The sequence below is a fragment of the Leptospira fainei serovar Hurstbridge str. BUT 6 genome (assembly GCF_000306235.2).
In the GTDB taxonomy this organism is placed as follows: Bacteria; Spirochaetota; Leptospiria; order Leptospirales; family Leptospiraceae; genus Leptospira_B; species Leptospira_B fainei.
This window is the reverse complement of sequence record NZ_AKWZ02000010.1, coordinates 489433-507471: the sequence shown is the minus strand read 5'-3', so window position 1 is coordinate 507471 and position 18039 is coordinate 489433. Positions and strand designations below refer to the sequence as shown.

Below are 18039 nucleotides of genomic sequence, written 5' to 3'. Positions count from 1 at the left end.
ATTAGAAACGTAAACGGATATTATCGTATGTCATCAATTCGGTCCTCTTTATTCGGTAAGCCCGGCAGATTCGTTTTATCGGCTTTGGCTATTTATTTGGTTCTTTATCTGCTTTATTCCAAGCTTGTGAAAGGAAATTCAAACTCGTTCCTTTCCAGGTCGGGGGCAGCCATTTTTAAGCCCTTGGATTTCGGTTCGAAAGGTAAAGACGAAATCTCCGAAGGAGAACCCGGTAGTCAATCGGCAATGTCCGTTTCGGCAAAGCAGGTCGAGTCTAAACTGATTTCACCCAATATAGACGTATCCGGTTTGATCGACTTCACCGATAAGGTTGATCTCTATTCCAAAATCGGAGGTCGAGTCGAAAAGTTTTTCGTTAAAGAGGGAGAGGACGTTCATCAAGGACAGAAGCTTTTTCAAGTAGAAAGTCTGCAGATGGAGCTCGAACTCATGAAGCAGCAGGCGACCTTGGAATCATCTAAGTCCCAAGTAAGGCTTGCACGAGAGAAGTATGAGAAGGCAAAAATGGGAATTTTTGCCAAGCTTCAAGAGATGGAAAAAAGTAAAGTTATCTACGAGAAAACGAAGGAGGATCTTGAGAAATCGAAGAACACCTTCTTCGGTATAGAGGAAGTTTATAAAGCCGGCGGTCTGAGTCGGGAAGAGTTCGAGAATGCCAAGCTTAATCTTACCGCGAAAGAGTCGAGCTTCAGTATCGCAAAACGGGATTTAGAGATTCATAGTATCGGATTGACGGACGAAGATATTATTCGTAACGGCTTTGCACTCCCGAAATCGAAGGAAGAAAAGCTGAATCTACTAAAGGAAATCAATACCGAAATAGAAAAGGCCGAATTGGAAGTGGCGGAAGGCGTGATGCACTCGCACGAGGCTCAAGTGAATTCGACAAAGACTATGCTGAAAGAGGCCATGGTTTATTCCCCCTTGAAAGGAGTCGTAGCAAAGCGATATAAAAACGAGGGCGAATTGCTTTCGGGATCAGGGGGAAATCAACCCGCTTTGACGGTAATCAATATAGATAAAGTTTATGCGGTCTTTAATATTACGGAAACTGAATCTACCGTCCTAAAAAAGGGGATGCGAGTGGATTTTTCCGCAGACGTTTTTAAGGATTCCAAATTTTCAGGCAAGGTGGTTTTAGTCAGCCCTCTAGTAGACCAGAAGGCACACACTGTCGAAGTGCGGGCAATTGTGGATAATGTCGGCAGGAAATTAAAACCCGGGATGTTTATCCGGGCGAATATAGTTCTCGGAGATCCCGCTCCTACAATTTTGGTCCCAATGACGTCGCTCGTCTCCAATGAATCCGGAAAAACCTCCATTTTCGTCATGAAAGACGGCAGATGTTACGGAACCGAAGTGCAATCCGGTAAGAAGCACGGCGACGAAATAGAAATCACGAACGGACTGCAGAACGGGGACGTGATCCTTTTGGATAAGTTATCTCAGTTGCGAGACGGAATGCCAGTCAGTCCTGCGATTCTTAGGTAATGGAAGCTCTCCTCAAGTTTTGCGTCCGCAAACCGGTCACCATTTCTATGGTTTGGTCGGCTCTCATCTTATTCGGGTTTATCGCTTTAAGTAAATTAAAGATTAATTTAATGCCGGAGCTAGAATTTCCGAAGGTAACGATCGTAACCCATTACTCGAATTCATCCGCCGAAGAAGTCGAAAGTCTCATTACGAAGCCGATTTCCGATTCGATAGGAACGATTGGCGGAGTTGAATCGGTCAATTCAGAATCGATGGAAGGCATGTCGGTCGTGACTGTCCAATTTTCGAATCATACTTCCTTGGATTATGCAATCATAGACGTTCGCGAAAAAATCGATTTGGTTCGAGATAGCCTCCCGCAGGATGCGAGTAAACCATTGGTTACCAGGTTCGATCCTTCCCAATCGGCATTTCAGGAAATTGTAATATTTCCTAAGGAAGGAGTTCAAGAAAAGGACTTGAGGGGATTTCTTTCCGACAACGTAAAAGTGTATTTCGAAAGAATCGAAGGCTTGGCGGCTGTCCAATTTTCCGGAGGCTATAAAAAGGAAATTTCGATCGAGATCGATTCGGAGAAAATGAATTCCTATAGCATTTCCTTGTTCGACGTCCGGAAGGCGATTTCCCTTGCGAATGTTAGTTATCCCGCCGGAACCTTACCGGTCGGCGACAAGGATTATTTAGTCAGGGCCGTTGGCGAATTCAAATCGATCGAAAGCATCGGGGAGGCGGTCGTGGGCAATAATGCCCAAGGAATTCCGATCCGGTTGGCATCCTTTAGCAATGTTCGGCAAGGTTATCGGGAAAGAACCGGAATCGCTCGATACAACGGAAAGGATTGCGTGATCGCTTACCTTTACAAAGAGTCCGGCCGCAACTCGGTAGAAATTTCCGAGAGAGTCAAAAACGAATTAGAAATCATTAATCAAAAATTCGGCCGCGAGATTTCGGCACAGAGCGTCTACGACGAATCGAAATTCATCAGTGAATCTATTTCGGGGGTCACTAGCTCCTTGATCTCGGGAATGATTTTGGCTTTTTTAGTTCTGGTCTTTTTGCTCAGAAACGTCAAAAGTCCTCTGATTCTTTTAACGGTGATACCAGCCAGTTTATTTTCCACCCTTCTCCTTTTTTATCTTTTCGGAATTTCATTAAACATGATGTCGTTAGGCGGAATGGCTCTCGGAATCGGTATGTTATTCGATACGAGCAACGTGGTCTTTTCCGCGATTGAAAGAAATTTAGCGCGAGGCGCCGAAGTCAAGGATGCGGCAGTAAAAGGAACTCTCGAAGTCACTGGGTCGGTGGTTTCCGCCACTCTGACTACGGTTATCGTATTTTTGCCGATCATTTTCTTTAAGAGCATGATCGGTATCGTTTTCGGAGAGATGGCACTCGCCATCACTCTTGCCTTACTCATGAGTTTGGTCGCTTCCTTAACTCTGATTCCGATGCTAACGTCCGTTTTGTACGGCATTCCGATGGAGCCGAGATTTCTGACCGAATCCGTTTTTAAGAGATCGGAAGAGTTTCATAGAAATCTATTATCGAAATACGAAGCTAAATTATCCGGTTACTTGGATAGGCCAAAACCTTTGTTTCTTTTGATAGGCGCTTTATTTTCCGTGTCCGTCCTTTTTTTATTCATTCTTCCGATGGAATTCATTCCCCGAGTCGATACCGGAGAATTTTCCATACTCGTTAAGGCGAGAAACGGTTCGGGCTTAGAAGCGACTTCAGAAATCACGCGTTACGTAGAGAGTCTTTTATTAAAGGAACCTGTAGTCAAAAGCGTCATCTCGCGAATCGGATTCGAAGAGGACCAAATTGCAACTCGGAAGAAGGGTAATTGGGGGACGAACCGGGCGTCTATTCGAGTCGTTTTAAAGGAAAATTCGCATTTATCCTCGGAAAAATTCATTTCGAAAATCCGATCTAAGTTTCATTTTTCGGAAGAAGTCGAAATTCATTTTGAGAACAGCGGAGACGTGCTTTCATCAGTGGTGTCTCCCGACTCGAACGGTTTAAGTCTGGAAATTTTAGGCGAAGATCTTTCTACATTAAGCGAAATCGGTCATAATTTAAAGAGTAAGCTTGCGAAACTCCCGGGAATCAGAGATGCCCGCATCAGCATGGATGATAAGTCGGCCGAATATGCGCTGAGTTTCGATACGGTTAAGTCCAGCATCTTCAACTTAAGCAACGATTATCTTTCCAATTATCTGAGGATGGCTAATTACGGTTCGGTAATCACTAAGATCAAATTAGCGGGTAAAAGCAGCGATGTTCGCCTCTTCTTTCAGAAGCAGGACGTAAATTCCTTGGAAAAAATCATGGCGATGAGCGTACAATCGCCGCAAGGAAATCTGATCCAATTATCCCAGATCGGAAAGATAGAAAGAATGGATTCACCGCTTTCCATCGTACGTACGGGTAATTCCCGCGTGAATTTAGTTACCGCGGACGTCGATTTTCAAGAGTCGAACGCTCCTTACCGGGAAGTTAAGAATCTGATTTCCAAAATGAACCTGCCGGACGGTTATCGGATCCGGTTTTCAGGGGAACAGGAGAATATAGATAAGTCCTTCGGCGATTTGACTTTCTCCTTCATCTTAGCGATCGTTCTGATTTATATGCTGCTGGCCAGTCAGTTCGAATCGTTGCTTTATTCGTTAATTATGATATGCACGATTCCTTTGATGTTTATAGGCGTCTTTCCCGCCCTATTTCTTTTTGGAAAAAGTCTGAATGTCAGTTCGTTTATGGGTTTAGTGCTTCTTTTGGGCGTCGTCGTAGATAACGCAGCTTTATATTACGAATATGTCCATCTTCTCAGTAAGGAAAACATCCCGCTTCGTAAAGTCATTACGGATAGCGGTAAAATCGTTTTACGGCCCATCCTGATGAATAATGCGACGACGATCCTCGGCTTACTTCCGATCATGCTCGAACTTCAAAAAGGGACGGAGTTCCAATCTCCGATGGCGATCGTGGTAATCGTCGGTCTTTTGACATCTTTCTTCTTCAGTTTGTATCTCATCCCCGTCCTGTTCTTTCTTCTTTTAAAGAATAAGAGAGGATAATCGTTATGAGTAACAGAGAAAAAAGTTTCCTTAACAGGCATCCATTAACGGTCGCGATGATTTTGTCGGGATTTTTTCTTTTCGGAGTATTATCTTTCTTTAAAGTTCCTGTCACTTTGTTTCCGACTTCCGCATATCCGGGCCTTTCTATTTCCGTCGAATATCCGGGAGCAGACGTTCTTTTAGTGGAAGAGATCCTTGCCGTTCCCATCGAAGAGGCGGTTTCCAGCGTGGGAGGGATCGAAGAACTCCGATCTTCCGCCGAAAGAGGCAGGGTCGAAATCAATATCGAATTCCAAAAAGGGACCAATATCGACATTAAAGGTTTGGAGATCCGGGAACGGGTGGACGCCGTTGCCAGTAATTTTCCGAGAGAAGCGCATAAGCCGCTCATTTTCCAGTACGACCCCGACCAAAAACCGATCATCATCATCTCAATTGAAAGCAAGAAGTTCGACTTTACCACTCTCAGAAGTATTGCAGATCACGAGGTCAAGAGATATTTGGAGAACATAGAAGGGGTGAGTCAGATCGCCGCTTCGGGGGGTAAGGTCCGGGAAGTATTGATCGCTTGCGATCTTCAAAAACTCCGCGCTTACGGTTTAGATCTGCAGGATATTCAAAGAGTCATTCAAACAAATAATAAATCCGCTTCGATCGGGGCGGTAGAAAAGAACGGTTTGAAATACAACCTGCTTCTTTCCGGGAAATACCAAACTATTCGGGACATCCAAACGCAACCTTTCTATTCTCCCGAAATGGGAAGAGTTTTTTTTCTGCAGGATGTAGCAGACGTTTCCTTTTCTTTTCGGGACGAGGAGAGCGCGTCGCGCGTCAGTGGAAAGGAGATGGTCAGCATCTTCGTTTATAAATCTTCTCTCGGCAATACGATGCAAATTGCCTCAGAAGTCCGAAACAAGCTGCAAGAATTAAGACTGCCGGACGTTACTTTTAGCGTCGTTTACGACCAATCCGAATCCGTCAGAAAAACATATTCGAATATTCTAACATGTACGCTGCTTGGAATTTTGCTCATTGCGTTTTTGCATTTTAGGAATCAACGGAAGTTCAGTCCGGAAATCAACTTAACCCTTTTTTTGCAACTTCCTCTGAATTTTTTCATCATTCAGTTCTTTCTTTTTTTATCGAAGATCGATTTCGATCTGATTATTGCGAGTGCGGAAATCATCGGATACGGGCTTTGGTTTTTCGTTTATAAATTTCTTTGCGAGAGACGAGACTCGGCTCAAGGGAGCTTTAAACTTAGGAATACGATCGGAGAGTTTGCCAGTTTCATTATCATTATCCTTTCTTTATGCCTTCCATTATATTATTTAGATTCCGATACGGGGCAGTCCACGATGAGATTGGGCGCGTTCCTTTCCTTGTATCTATCCCTGTCCTATTTTTTATACATTCCTTTGTATTCTTCCGTCCGGATGGTTCAGGAAAAATATTTTCGTTCTTATTCTACGTTGCCGTACGAAGAGACGCGAATTTCAAGAAACCGAGGAAGCGCCTACGACATTTTCCCGAAACGGATCTTTCTCGCCGCATATTTGATCGTGATTTCGGCAGGAGTTTTTCGTTTAATCGACGCGAATAAGGAACTTTTTTATTCCACAGAAAACCGCAAAGTCATCGGCTTTGTGGAATTACCAGCCGGTTTCAATTTTGCACAAACAAATTCGATCACGAAAAAAATCGAAGAGAAGCTCTTAAAAACGGAAGGGACCTCGGAAGTCACCTCCAAGGTTGAACCGGGTCATTCCCTACTCGTCATCACTGTAGACGAATCCAAGATCAGCGGGGATGATTTTATCCAGAAGATCCGTAAGGATCTAGGTAACGTGAGTCCTGCCTTTTGCTACTTTTCAAGAGAATCGGAAAGTTCTCGGTATAAGGAGATCAAAATCGACGTTTTGGGAGACGATTACGATACTCTGGACCAGTTGACCAAGGATTTGGCGGGCAAGGCTTCCGGTATCAGCGGTTCGGAAGACACTGTCTTGAATTATAAATCTCCCCGGGACGAACTCGAGCTGTCCTTGAATAATAATAAGGCTTCCGGCGCCTCCTTAAATAATTCGGAAATCGCGGGATTCTTGAAAACCGCGATCCAAGGTTCGGTTGTCTCGAAATTTATGGAAGATAGTCGTGAGCTGGACATTAAAATTCGCGCTCAGGAAGGGTTTAGGAAATCTCCTTCGAGTATAGAGAAGTTCGTGGTCAAAAATCAGATCGGAAAATATGTTCCAATTCCGGAAGTCTCTTCCAAGAAAGAATCAAGGTCCCCGGCGAGAATTTTCCGTAAGAACAAGAAGAGAGTGCTTTCCTTTTCCTTGCGAACGACGGAAGCTTCCTATCATACTATCAAGACTAAAATCATCGAAGAACTTAGTAAGAATCTTCCGGAGAATTATCATATCGAACTGGGGCGGGGAATTGAGAAGATTCTGGAAGCCGAGAATCGGTTGTATGCCGTAATTGCATTTTCCTTTTTGCTTATATACATGGTGTTTGCCTCCTATTTCGAATCCTTTTTGCAGGCTTTGGAAGTGATCGCTACGATTCTATTTCCTTTTTTTCTGACCTTACTCATTACAAGCTTTCTTTTCGGAAAACTTTCCTTACCCGTATATTTGGGTCTGCTATTAACGATTGCGGCGGTCTCTTTTCAAATCCTTTGTTTGGGTAAAGTATTAAAGGATCCCGAGCCGGGATTTAAGCGAAGAACGTTTTTACTTATTCTCGCTTTGTTTGCACCGCAACTGCTCTTTTCATCCGAAGGAGGATCCTTTTTGATGGAAATGGAATTAACGCTCTTACTTGGAATCGGCATCTCTTTGGTTTCGACTCCGAAGCTTTATCTCTTTTTGGAAGGAATCCTTCCTAAACAAATTTTAATCCAGTATTTACGGGAGAATCTTTTTCGGTCCGCAAAGGATTCTCGAATGAATCGAAAATCTTTTCGTTAGACCTTGAATTATTTTATATGAATCCAACAAACCAATTCAAATCTCTTTTGCAGTCGCTCCTCTCTTTGACGGTCAGGAAAGTGAAGGACTTTCTTGTGTCTTTGGCCTATCCGTTTCGATGGAAAAAACTAGGTTTTTGGACCGTCGCAATTTTTGTCGTTTGGGTCGGTATCGCGCGTTATCGAAATTCGCCTAAATGTATTTCGGGAACTTGTAAAGAAGGTTTGTCGAAACTTCAGTATGCGAACGGGGATATTTACGAGGGACTTGTGAAGGATTCCAAACCGAACGGTAAGGGCGTTTTTTGGAATGATCGAGGCGATTATTACGAAGGTGAATGGATGAACGGAATGAGACATGGTAAAGGCTCTTATCGTTATCCTAACGGAACAGCCTACGAAGGAGATTTCGTTTTTAATAAAAGGAACGGGATCGGCGCTTTTCGATGGGACGATGGGACGACTCTTCGAGGCGAGTGGAAGGAGGATATTCCGGAAGGGGACTGTACTATGATCCTCCCGGACAATCGAAAGCTTGTAGGGAGATATTTACAAGGACGGATTTTTGACGGCGAGGGGGTTCTGATCTATGACGACGGATCCAGATACATCGGAGCTTGGAAAAACGGCATGAGACACGGTAAGGGAGTGTTATTGGACCCATTCGGTAGTGTTTTATTTCAAGGTATCTGGTTTGAAAATCGAGAGAAAACCAGAATCTTCGACAAAGATCAAGCGACGGCGGACTCCGCTCCGAAAAAAAACGAGAAACATTCCAAGAATAGGAAACGGAAATAATGAATCTATCTACCGAAACAATCAAAAAACATCTTCTTGATAATCTTTTTACAAGAGGTTTCTTTAGGAATTTAGAATATAACCTTCATCCGGAAAGCGTGTTAAAGGCGGATTCGCGCGCGTTCTTAAAAGATACATTCCGGACCTTCGGTCTTTTTTTACTCACATACATCGCATTCAACCTTTTCGTTTCCCTCTTTAATCTGGAATATCTGAACGTTTATGGGAATAGAATGAAGGAGTTCTATCAAGAAGGTAGGATCGCTTTATCCATGTACGTCATGAACGCTTTTCCGTATAATATCCTCTTCATGGCCTTTTTTATTCTGCTCTTCCAATTGTACGTCGCCACTATCAGCTATGTTGCTCTTTGGGTTTTGGGCGAAGCGGAGCGGTCTTATGAGAGGATGCTCGGGATCGCATTTTCGACAGGCTTGTATGTTTTACTTTCCTTCTTTCCTATTTTGATATTGTTTTCGATCGCACCGGAATCCATTCAGAAAGATACCTTTAAGATGGTGTTATTCCTAAGTTTGAACGGAATTTTCTTTCTTACAGCGGTCATTCTGCAATGCGTCTTTTATCTGAGAATGACTCGAATCGTGTTTCATCAGAATTACGGTAGGGCGATTTTAACCTGGTTGGGACCTTTTTTGTTTTTCGTTCTCGTAGTCGTAACGAATCTATAACGGAATCGGATTTACTGCGCAAAGTCCGGGAAATTCGGTAATCGGACGAGGCTTGTCGACGTTCTGCGCATCCGAAAGGACTTGGTGCGAGTTTGCTCCGCAAACGAAGTGCCAAAGCGGAATGTGGTGGTGCCCGGAGCGAAGGTCACGAAGTGAGATTGAGCGGAATAGTAGAGCCGTATTTAGACGCTGGGCTGGTCTTAACTCTTATATAAGTTTATTAAATACTTACCTTTTAAAGTTTTATAGATTGAAAAATCTGAATCTATACTTATAATATTGGAAATTCCTTCCCTTTCAGCAATGCACATAAGCGATGCATTTGCCAAATCCATCGGTAAATCTGAATATTTTTGCATACGATTCTTAATATATTTTAAATCTTCTAAAGGAATATCTAAAACTTGTAAACTTCCTCTTTCAACCCGTTCTAAGAAATCTGATTGAGCTGAGATAGAGAAAGAAAGTAGATAAACAACTTCTGTTATTACTGGCCAAGTTGTAAATAACGAACCTTTAAAGGTTTTTAGAAATTTAAAAACAGATTTGTGATAATTATCCGAAGAATTGAATAAGGCAATGATAGGACCTGAGTCAATGAGAGCGACGTTTTTCATCCTTATCCTTTATAATATTAGCCAGATGGGCTTTTCCGTCTTTTGCTAAATTCTTATGCTTGGAGGAGTGTTTACCAAATAAGTCTTTTCCTAATTCAAAAGGGGTTTTTGTTGAACTATGATTCTTTATATATTCAAGGATAGATTCCTTAACAATTTCCGAACGGCTTTTGCCTTTAGATTTGGCAAACGAATCAAGCTTTCTCTCTAAATCCGGCGGAATTCTCAAACTTATCATAAAAACAATGTATCACAATTAAGTATTACAAGCAGGAGTTTTATGCCAACTTCTGTGAAAAACAATAATACTGCCAGCCTTGCATCTAACCATCGGATTTGTGGAAGATCGACTTCATCTTTCATTCGATCCCCTGGTTATAACTCAGGTTTTCCAAATTTTTCGGGAATTCAGCGGAGTTTTGGATGGGTATTCAAGATGAATATAAGATTCGAGAAGAGCGTGAAAAATATCCGCCGAGTTGAAAGAAATCAGAAATTACAAAGAGAGCTTAGCCAGCGCTTAAACCATAAAAATTCATCGAGCAGATCAAGATTCTACGAACTTAACGTCGGATTTCCTGTAGGATCGATTCGGTAGGAGTTTCCTTTACCTTTTCGCTCCATTGGATGGGTGGGGTGGTGAAATTTGCGTACGCGATACAGCGTACCGTTCCGGCGGTGCTTCCGGCTACCTGGCTACATTCAGAATAAGTAATCGTCTTGGGTAATTTTGCCGCTTCTTCTTTGATCGAAGCCCCATAGGTTCCGGAATATACGATCGGTTTTCCTCCCGGTAACAGATTTCGAAAGTACGCCGTTGGAAAGTCGGATAGGTCAGGCTGAAATTCATAAGTCGAGCGTTCCGGAGAGCGTATCTCGTGAAGACAGGAATTCACTAAGGTCGGCACTCGGGCGGCAGCGACCTTTGCAAAGATTTTCGTGAACTGTTCGGGGGAATAGTCTCCGTCCGTACGCACTGCGAATCGATCCGTGCAGTTCTTTTTTAGATTCGGTTCGATCGTCGATACGAAAAACTCGGCAATCCCGGAATTTTCGTTTAGGATCCATGATCCGAGGGGGACAATAGTAATCTTTGCTCCGCTTGCCGTCAGTTCTCCGGGAATGGTTAAGACTGCGCCGGCCGCTTTTAGATTTTCGCGAAGCCAATTTTCCAATCTCTGCTTTTCGTCGGCCGTAGGTAAGGGTTCGGATTTCCATTCGTTGCGGAGTTCGGTATTTCCGTTTCTGTAAACCGGATAAAATACCAAGCGGTTATAGACGGAAGGGTAGAGAATTCGAACTTCCATCGGGCGTTCCGTTCCTGCCGGGAACGTTATTTGCGGATCTTTTGTTTTTCCCGAAGAGCAGGAGAGGGTTACAACTAGAATGAAGAAGAGTATTCCGAAAACGTTACGAAACATCGGCGCTTGCATATCAATACGCTCGCCGATCAGGAAGGGTTTTGCAAGTAAGAAACTTCGGGTTTCGCTTTTATAAAATGTCAAGCATCGGATTCGATTTTGGAACCGGATTTGGGATATGTCCGAAATTAATAATCCGCATGACCGACTGATTCGAGAGATATTCCAAGATAAATCGGAAGCAGGTTCTTTTTTTAAAAACAGTTTACCACCGGATATCGTCAGACTTTTGAATTTGGATCGACTTGAACTGTGTGAATCGAGTTTTGTTTCCGAAGAATTACTGGAAGAACGGACGGACTTACTCTATTCGGTTCCATTACGATCCGGTAATCAGGCTCAAATTTATCTTCTTTTTGAACATAAATCGTATCTGGATTCCGGAATCTACGTTCAGCTATTAGGCTATCTTTCGGAGATCTATCGAAGCCAGCTAAGAACGGAAGGTAAATATTCGGTTGTGATTCCTTTCGTTTTTTATCACGGAGAAAAAAAGTGGACTTTGGAAAATAATTTTTTAAGTCAGTTTCATTTAAACGGAGAGGAAAAGGATCTCTTGTCCGAATTTATTCCGGACTTCAGGATCGATCTTTTCGATCTGTCAGAAGTGGAATTGCAGGAAAAACTGGAAAGCATAACGATGCGAGTCATCCTAGGAGTGGTCCAGAGAATCCGCGACGGAGAGTCCGAGTTTGTGAATCACCTTTCCGGTTTGCTTTTACTTTTAAGTGGAATTGAAGACGAATCAAAAAGGGTTGCGAACTTAAATAAATTGTTATTGTATATATACTGGGCGAGGAAATCAAAGCCTTCGGACCTGAGGAAGGCACTCCATCGGACACAATTGGAGAGATATGAGGAGTTAACGATGACGACGGCTGAGAGATTGATTCGACGAGGTATATGGACAGGAATGCGGAAAGGTAAACAGGAAGGTAAACTAGAGGGTAAACTGGAAGGCAAGCTAGAAGATGCTCGTAGAATGCTTATGAAAGGGATTGATCTTGCTATGGTGCTAGAAATTACCGAGCTAACGGAGGAGACTCTTAGAAATCATGGAATTCTGAATGCTCCACCGGACACAATTGGAGAGATATGAGGAGTTAACGATGACGACGGCTGAGAGATTGATTCGACGAGGTATATGGACAGGAATGCGGAAAGGTAAACAGGAAGGTAAGCTGGAAGGTAAACTAGAGGGTAAACTGGAAGGCAAGCTAGAAGATGCTCGTAGAATGCTTATGAAAGGGATTGATCTTGCTATGGTGCTAGAAATTACCGAGCTAACGGAGGAGACTCTTAGAAATCATGGAATTCTGAATGCTCCACCGGACACAATTGGAGAGATATGAGGAGTTAACGATGACGACGGCTGAGAGATTGATTCGACGAGGTATATGGACAGGAATGCGGAAAGGAATGCAGAAAGGTAAACTGGAAGGCAAGCTAGACGATGCCCGTAGAATGCTTATGAAAGGGATTGATCTTGCTATGGTGCTAGAAATTACCGAGCTAACAGAGGAGATTCTTAGAGATAATGGAGTTCTTGAATCGTAAACCTTCATTTACATTCGTTAGTCGCTCGTGTTGCACCGACTTAATTTATTTCTCTATCAGCTTACCAGTGACAAATTTATATATTAAGCTAGAAATCAAAGTTTGGTAAGGCCGGCCTCAAGCGCTCTCCTCTGAATAGAGTCTAAATCGATTTGATTTAATCTTATATTAATTCTCTTGTTCTTACTTAAAGTCTTGGTAGCAGCTTTTCTCTATGAATCCAGTCGTTTCTTTTTATCCGAGGAAGAAGTTGAGCAAGTGCGCTTTTTATCGTGCCGGGAGAAACTTCTATTAAGCCTACAAAAGAGAGTTTCAATTCCGTCGTGGACGGTAATTTTTTTCAAGGAAGCGGCAAGGTAATCCGTCGGCAATATGTTGAAACCCACTCTCCAGCTTCAAAAGAATTCAGTATATCCTGTTCTTCTTTGGACATTGAGACAGATTTAGTAATAGAATCAGCGGTCTTTTTTTCATTCAGTGTCTACTCTATCTTTACTATAATCTCGAGTCGCTTTTCGCACCCGGAATGATTGTTTAAAGAAATATTTCACTTTTAGATTCTACGAAAGGAACTAAGTAAACGTAGGCTTCAAGTTCGACCACGAAGATCTTTTTGTCTCCGATATTTTTCCGAATTAGGATATTGCAAAATATCTAAGAGAAATCCCTTTTCAATTTGGAATAAAATATTCTCAAAATAAATACTGCCCTCTTTCCTAAGCCGTTCGTTCTTATTCGCATCCCAAAGATATTCTTTCAATCATGAATATTGTGATGACGATGTGTGCCTTTTGTTAACTATTTCAATTTTCAGCATTTCCTGTTTAATCGAGACCAAAAGTGCGAGAAAGCCTTTTATATCGCTTTTCGGGATGTGGGACGAACGGACAAAAAGATCCTTAACTTCGGGCTAAACATTTCGAATTTTTTCCGATTGTAGATTCATTACTTTATTCCTTCTTCCATTTGTCTTTATCCTATTCAGGATGGGTTAGATCCTATCTAATAAAGATTTTTCGTAGATTATAATGAGGCAGCGATTGTCCTAAAATTATTTTCACTCATAGTAAGGACCGGAATTTGCCGACCGGTATGCGCTTTTAACTGTTTCCCTTAATTCGTTAAAGTCTTTAAAATTCGTATGTTGAACGATTTTATACAGGTTTTTGAGAGAAGTCTTCGAATTTCGATATTTGACTATAAAATCGGAAATCTTCTTCCAGCCGATTTATTTGCTCGTAAAAGAATGGTATCCCAAAATGGGATTTTGGAATTCTTTTTCGTAACCGTGTAAGGTAAGCGGTTTATCAAGGACAGATTTTGCCAATCGGAAGGTCCGTGAACTATCTTTGATGAAGATATAGAATGTGGATCAGGCATAAAGAAGTGATGGGCAAAAAAGGGAATACTCTCCGGAGTTTAAAGAACAAGTGGTAAAACGCATATTAAAAGGTTCTTTCACGATAAAAGAAGTAACAGAATCGTTAGGAATCAGCTATTTTGTTTTGCGACAATGGAAGGTTGAATATATGAAGAAATCAGAAGAAGAGAATTTTGCGGAGTCGGGTTTGTTTTAAAACGGTCACTGGTTCGGTTGGAATCGGAGAATCCGGATTTTTGATCCTAAAATGGATTGGTTCAGAAAGGCTGGATTGCAAGTAAATCTTTCATTTAGTTTGGGCCAACGGAGTTGGGCTATAAGGCAGAAACGCAGTCGTCGATTGGAGTCCGGATTTAAGAAAAGAAACCGAGTCTCCTTAGGTGTGCCAACCCAAGGAGACCGGTCAAAATCGGTGTTACGTTAGTTAGTTATTGAATGCTGACTGTTACGGCTGGGTTGGTCGGAGGATTTCCGGTAAAATAGATCGTATATTTTCCAGCGACTTGAGTTGTAAATGTTGTTGTAGCTGTTCCATTTAATCCGCTCACACCGCCCGTAAATTGCGTAGAACTTGTCGTTGTTCCTGAGTTAGTATTCACTGGGCAACCGCCAACATAGGCGCTATACGATAAATTATCTGCTGCAGGAATCGTAACGGTCACTTGGTCGCTGACGGAAACTGTGATCGTTATTGCGCTTACATACCAGGAGGAATTAAGCGCAATAAAAGTAGCTGTCCCAGATTGCCCTTTTGTAAGGGCAACAGGAGGGACAAATTTTGTAACCCCGCTTATTACCAGGCCGCATTGTCCAATGCCTAATAGTTGGTAAAGGGTCAGGTTTTGGGCGGTATCGTCGCTGCTGCTTTTTTTACAAGAACCTAAGAGAACTCCGGATAGTAAGAATAAGAGAACTGGAACGGTCTTCCATTGTTTCATATAAGAATAAAAACTCCTTAACTTGGACCAAAGCAACATAGTTCGGCCTCAATGTCGAGAAAAAACAGTCGAAAGGGGGCATTTTGCAAGAAATCGGAGAAAAATTGGGGGGTTGGCGGCCTTTTTTGTGCTCTTTTTTGTTGCAAAAATATGTTTTGTATTCAGGATCAGAATTTATCAAATTGTTTTTTTTCCGTACCTGTCTTTGTCATTCTCGGAAGTCGAACGTTTGGTTGGATATATGTTAGAACGCACTCAAAAAGGTAATTCGATCGTTGGTTTCCCGGTTTGGGGGATTGTTTTGGCTAGCCTTTTGGGAGTCGGGTGCGGTCCTAAGGCGCAAAATTATTCCATCTTGTCCGCACTGGAGCAAATGTTAGTCGGGGGTGGTGGTTCCGGGAGTAGTTCGGGAGGGATTCTGAATCTTCCTTTCTTTGGGAAGAGCCAGTTTTTGCCGGGACAGTCCGTGAATTTGAACGGGAATTCGAGTACAGTCGTGTCTGCTATCGTGGTGGATCCGAGCGGGAATGGTAGCGCGGTGGGTCTATCGACTCAAGGAAACGGAATTCCGAATTTGCTCTTTTTGTACCAAGGAAACTCAGTGAATCCGTATGCGGTGGATGTGAACGGAGACGGGGTTCCGGATTATTATTTATGTTATCATTCCGACGGCTCCGTCACGTTGACGACCGGGACAAACTGTTCCGGAAATGCGGTTACGATTTATCCGAATCAAGGTTTTGATACTAACGGGGACGGGGTGGTGGATAATCCGATTATCGCCAGGCTTTTGACGGATACGATCGCGCCTAGCAGCAGTATTTCCCCCACTTCCGGTACGTACGGAGGGGTTCAAACCGTGACGATCGTATGCGCGGATAACGTGGCGCCCGGGAATTTGGCTTATACTTCCGACGGGACGTCTCCGACTTTCGTTCCGGTGAACGGGACGATTACGAATCCGCCTAAGACGACGACTACGATCGGAGGGAACGGGGACGGCTCGTATACGATCAAGTATCGCTGTAGAGATATGGCCGGGAATTTAGAAGGGGTGAATACCGCTTCGTACCAAGTGAATCATAACGTTCCGAATGTTACGATCGTCACTCCGGTTAGTTCGTTTTATATCAGTGTGAACGCGGGAGCGGTTAATACTGCGAGTTATGTTTGGAAGTCGAGTCAAACGGGCAGCTATTCCGTTCGGCAGAACGCGACCGGATGTTCGGACGGGACGGTGATAGAAAGCGGGATTGCGAGTGCGAACCAGAATAATACTTCTTTTATTTCCGCGAGCCAATTGAGCCTAGGTTCCAATTCGATTTATATCTGCGTGAGTTCAGGGTTTACGGGTCAAAATTCGTTTGCGATCACTCGAGACGATACTCCTCCGACCGTTACCGCCAGTCCTGGAGCCGGGGGATACGGTTACGACGGAGTGACTCCGATTTCCGTTCAACTGAATTTTCAGGATAATAGCGGGGTTACGAGCGGTTACCAAGTGGCTTATACGACTGACGGTAGCAATCCAGGGATCAATTCTTTGACGGGTGCGATTACCAACGGATTTTCGTATCCTCCGGCGAATGCGAGCGCCATCTCTCTGACTAATAATACGACTCTGAATTTTACGGCTCGGGATCCTGCGGGGAATTTGTCCACTGTAGGGACTGCGATTTATGTGATCGACTCTTCTCGTCCTACGATTCAGATCAATAGCTTTGCCCCCACCAATAAGGTTTTGAATGCTACGAGCAATCTGGGTATCAATTGGCAGTTTTCCGGTAACGGTGCATCGTATAAGGTATTGCTGGGCGGGAATCAATGCACGGCGAGTACGACGAGCACGACTACAAACGGTAACACAACTACTAAGACTACATATGCGGGGCCGAGCGGAACGAAATACACGAATTCAGTGGATTGCGAATGCAATAACGGGGCTGCACCGAGCGGAACCAGCTCTTTTGTTTCCGGTAACGTGGTGACGGTCGCTCCGACAGGCTCGGATATTGTGGTGAATACCCCCGTGAATACGACTCTTGCGAATTTGAATTTTACGGCAGGCAAGAATAACGTCATTATCTGCGTTGCGAACCAGAAGAACCAACCGGAATATGGGATGCAAACCGGAAGCCAGAGCATTCCCGTTTGGAAGGATACCATGGCTCCAAAATTGGTTTCCGCAACTCCGAGCGGCGGAGCTACCGGCGTGAATCCGAATTCTGCCCAATTGACATTGGTATTTAGCGAGCCATTGGATCCTTCTCATTTGCCGAACTTGACGGTGCAGGTGTTTCAGCTTTCGAGCTGGGTTTCCTTGGATCTTACCAACGTAAAATACCAATTTTTAGGAAGCGTTAATCAACCGGATACGTTGGTGATCCAATTCCCTTGGATTTTCTTTCCGGAAAACGCTCTCATTCAGTGGTCGATCGCCTCCGGTAGTCTCGTGGATGCGGCAGGTTTGGCATTGGCCAGCACCATTACGCAGAGTTTTTTGACCACGACTTTCGAGACAGCCAACGGCTTTGCGTTCAAGGTCTTGAAAACCGACGCAGGAGATGATACCAGTATTTCGACTTCGGTTGCACAACAATTATCGACTACACCACCTAACGGGTTATGGACGAACCAATTTTCCGGGACCAATCTAGTAGTATTCGATTTTAATACCTATCTGGTTTGGAAACAAACGGACGAAGGAGTCAGTAAGGATTATATCACCGCATTGAACCAATGCTCGGGTTTGAACGTTTCAAACGGAGGTCTGGGTTATGCTTCCCTTACCAATTGGAGGCTTCCGAGCGTGCAAGAATTGGCTTCGATTTCGATTTATAGCAACACTAGTCCTTCCATCGCTTCCGCTTCCTTTTCGGGTACCGCTTCCGCTCCGTATTGGAGTTCCACCCTTTTTGCTCCCACGGTTACGAACGCGTGGTACGTAGATTTTCAATACCCGGATATCTATTTTGATGCGATCGGCGCTACCCATATAGTTCGTTGCGTTTCCGGAGTTCCGGGTTCTTCCCCCACGGTTCCATGATGAGGCGATCGGTTTAA

13 protein-coding genes and 1 pseudogene are annotated in these 18039 nt (G+C 43.5%); 10 read left to right on the top strand and 4 right to left on the bottom strand.

Annotation, left to right across the window (positions count from 1 at the left end; translation table 11 throughout):
• Positions 1 to 27 precede the first annotated feature (27 nt).
• The 5 genes from LEP1GSC058_RS11465 to LEP1GSC058_RS11445 are packed head-to-tail and all read left to right on the top strand — an operon-like array spanning position 28 to position 9062.
• Positions 28 to 1512 carry an efflux RND transporter periplasmic adaptor subunit gene (locus LEP1GSC058_RS11465; RefSeq protein WP_016550384.1) on the top strand — a complete coding sequence of 495 codons (1485 nt, stop codon included), beginning with the start codon at positions 28 to 30 and terminating at the stop codon, positions 1510 to 1512.
• Positions 1512 to 4598: an efflux RND transporter permease subunit gene (locus tag LEP1GSC058_RS11460; RefSeq protein ID WP_039948324.1), complete on the top strand. Its 3087-nt coding sequence runs from the start codon at positions 1512 to 1514 to the stop codon at positions 4596 to 4598. Before LEP1GSC058_RS11465 ends, LEP1GSC058_RS11460 begins: the two co-directional genes overlap by 1 nt.
• A 5-nt stretch (positions 4599 to 4603) precedes the next feature.
• Positions 4604 to 7576, top strand: coding sequence for an efflux RND transporter permease subunit (locus LEP1GSC058_RS11455; protein ID WP_016550266.1), 2973 nt, complete (start codon positions 4604 to 4606; stop codon positions 7574 to 7576).
• 17 nt (positions 7577 to 7593) lie between these two features.
• Positions 7594 to 8373 carry an MORN repeat-containing protein gene (locus tag LEP1GSC058_RS11450; RefSeq protein WP_016549875.1) on the top strand — a complete coding sequence of 260 codons (780 nt, stop codon included), beginning with the start codon at positions 7594 to 7596 and terminating at the stop codon, positions 8371 to 8373.
• Entirely contained in the window at positions 8373 to 9062 is a 690-nt protein-coding gene (locus tag LEP1GSC058_RS11445; RefSeq protein WP_016550822.1) for a hypothetical protein, read from the top strand. Before LEP1GSC058_RS11450 ends, LEP1GSC058_RS11445 begins: the two co-directional genes overlap by 1 nt.
• A 200-nt stretch (positions 9063 to 9262) precedes the next feature.
• On the opposite strand, the gene LEP1GSC058_RS11440 is transcribed toward LEP1GSC058_RS11445, so the two are convergent.
• The 3 genes from LEP1GSC058_RS11440 to LEP1GSC058_RS11430 form a co-directional block, all read right to left on the bottom strand.
• Positions 9263 to 9679 (bottom strand): type II toxin-antitoxin system VapC family toxin, encoded by a 417-nt coding sequence (locus tag LEP1GSC058_RS11440; RefSeq protein WP_016549884.1) that lies wholly within the window; start codon positions 9677 to 9679, stop codon positions 9263 to 9265.
• Entirely contained in the window at positions 9657 to 9917 is a 261-nt protein-coding gene (locus LEP1GSC058_RS11435) for a ribbon-helix-helix protein, CopG family (RefSeq protein ID WP_039948323.1), read from the bottom strand. The genes LEP1GSC058_RS11440 and LEP1GSC058_RS11435 overlap by 23 nt, the downstream gene beginning before the upstream one ends.
• Positions 9918 to 10242: 325 nt before the next feature.
• Entirely contained in the window at positions 10243 to 10986 is a 744-nt protein-coding gene (locus LEP1GSC058_RS11430) for a hypothetical protein (RefSeq protein ID WP_232224684.1), read from the bottom strand.
• 232 nt (positions 10987 to 11218) lie between these two features.
• Here LEP1GSC058_RS11430 and LEP1GSC058_RS11425 point away from each other — a divergent pair, with 232 nt between their 5' ends.
• The 4 genes and pseudogenes from LEP1GSC058_RS11425 to LEP1GSC058_RS20005 form a co-directional block, all read left to right on the top strand.
• Positions 11219 to 12199: an Rpn family recombination-promoting nuclease/putative transposase gene (locus tag LEP1GSC058_RS11425; RefSeq protein WP_016550824.1), complete on the top strand. Its 981-nt coding sequence runs from the start codon at positions 11219 to 11221 to the stop codon at positions 12197 to 12199.
• Positions 12168 to 12452, top strand: a complete 285-nt coding sequence (locus LEP1GSC058_RS11420; RefSeq protein WP_232224683.1) for an RpnC/YadD family protein — start codon at positions 12168 to 12170, stop codon at positions 12450 to 12452. The genes LEP1GSC058_RS11425 and LEP1GSC058_RS11420 overlap by 32 nt, the downstream gene beginning before the upstream one ends.
• Positions 12421 to 12657, top strand: a complete 237-nt coding sequence (locus LEP1GSC058_RS11415) for an RpnC/YadD family protein (protein WP_232224682.1) — start codon at positions 12421 to 12423, stop codon at positions 12655 to 12657. The genes LEP1GSC058_RS11420 and LEP1GSC058_RS11415 overlap by 32 nt, the downstream gene beginning before the upstream one ends.
• Positions 12658 to 14051: 1394 nt before the next feature.
• Positions 14052 to 14207: pseudogene (locus LEP1GSC058_RS20005) on the top strand (transposase); the annotation flags it as partial.
• 259 nt (positions 14208 to 14466) lie between these two features.
• On the opposite strand, the gene LEP1GSC058_RS11395 reads toward LEP1GSC058_RS20005, so the two are convergent.
• Positions 14467 to 15015, bottom strand: coding sequence for a hypothetical protein (locus tag LEP1GSC058_RS11395; RefSeq protein ID WP_232224681.1), 549 nt, complete (start codon positions 15013 to 15015; stop codon positions 14467 to 14469).
• Positions 15016 to 15217: 202 nt separating this feature from the next.
• Between LEP1GSC058_RS11395 and LEP1GSC058_RS11390 the strand changes: the two genes are divergently transcribed.
• Positions 15218 to 18022, top strand: coding sequence for an Lcl domain-containing protein (locus tag LEP1GSC058_RS11390; RefSeq protein ID WP_016550126.1), 2805 nt, complete (start codon positions 15218 to 15220; stop codon positions 18020 to 18022).
• Positions 18023 to 18039: the final 17 nt, after the last annotated feature.

What these genes read in the sequence shown, in the direction of transcription:
- LEP1GSC058_RS11465 (WP_016550384.1), top strand. Translation starts at nt 28, where the DNA reads ATGTCATCAATTCGGTCCTCTTTATTCGGTAAGCCCGGCAGATTCGTT.
- LEP1GSC058_RS11460 (WP_039948324.1), top strand. Translation starts at nt 1,512, where the DNA reads ATGGAAGCTCTCCTCAAGTTTTGCGTCCGCAAACCGGTCACCATTTCT.
- LEP1GSC058_RS11455 (WP_016550266.1), top strand. Translation starts at nt 4,604, where the DNA reads ATGAGTAACAGAGAAAAAAGTTTCCTTAACAGGCATCCATTAACGGTC.
- LEP1GSC058_RS11450 (WP_016549875.1), top strand. Translation starts at nt 7,594, where the DNA reads ATGAATCCAACAAACCAATTCAAATCTCTTTTGCAGTCGCTCCTCTCT.
- LEP1GSC058_RS11445 (WP_016550822.1), top strand. Translation starts at nt 8,373, where the DNA reads ATGAATCTATCTACCGAAACAATCAAAAAACATCTTCTTGATAATCTT.
- LEP1GSC058_RS11440 (WP_016549884.1), bottom strand. Translation starts at nt 9,679, where the DNA reads ATGAAAAACGTCGCTCTCATTGACTCAGGTCCTATCATTGCCTTATTC.
- LEP1GSC058_RS11435 (WP_039948323.1), bottom strand. Translation starts at nt 9,917, where the DNA reads ATGATAAGTTTGAGAATTCCGCCGGATTTAGAGAGAAAGCTTGATTCG.
- LEP1GSC058_RS11430 (WP_232224684.1), bottom strand. Translation starts at nt 10,986, where the DNA reads ATGGAAGTTCGAATTCTCTACCCTTCCGTCTATAACCGCTTGGTATTT.
- LEP1GSC058_RS11425 (WP_016550824.1), top strand. Translation starts at nt 11,219, where the DNA reads ATGTCCGAAATTAATAATCCGCATGACCGACTGATTCGAGAGATATTC.
- LEP1GSC058_RS11420 (WP_232224683.1), top strand. Translation starts at nt 12,168, where the DNA reads ATGCTCCACCGGACACAATTGGAGAGATATGAGGAGTTAACGATGACG.
- LEP1GSC058_RS11415 (WP_232224682.1), top strand. Translation starts at nt 12,421, where the DNA reads ATGCTCCACCGGACACAATTGGAGAGATATGAGGAGTTAACGATGACG.
- LEP1GSC058_RS11395 (WP_232224681.1), bottom strand. Translation starts at nt 15,015, where the DNA reads ATGTTGCTTTGGTCCAAGTTAAGGAGTTTTTATTCTTATATGAAACAA.
- LEP1GSC058_RS11390 (WP_016550126.1), top strand. Translation starts at nt 15,218, where the DNA reads ATGTTAGAACGCACTCAAAAAGGTAATTCGATCGTTGGTTTCCCGGTT.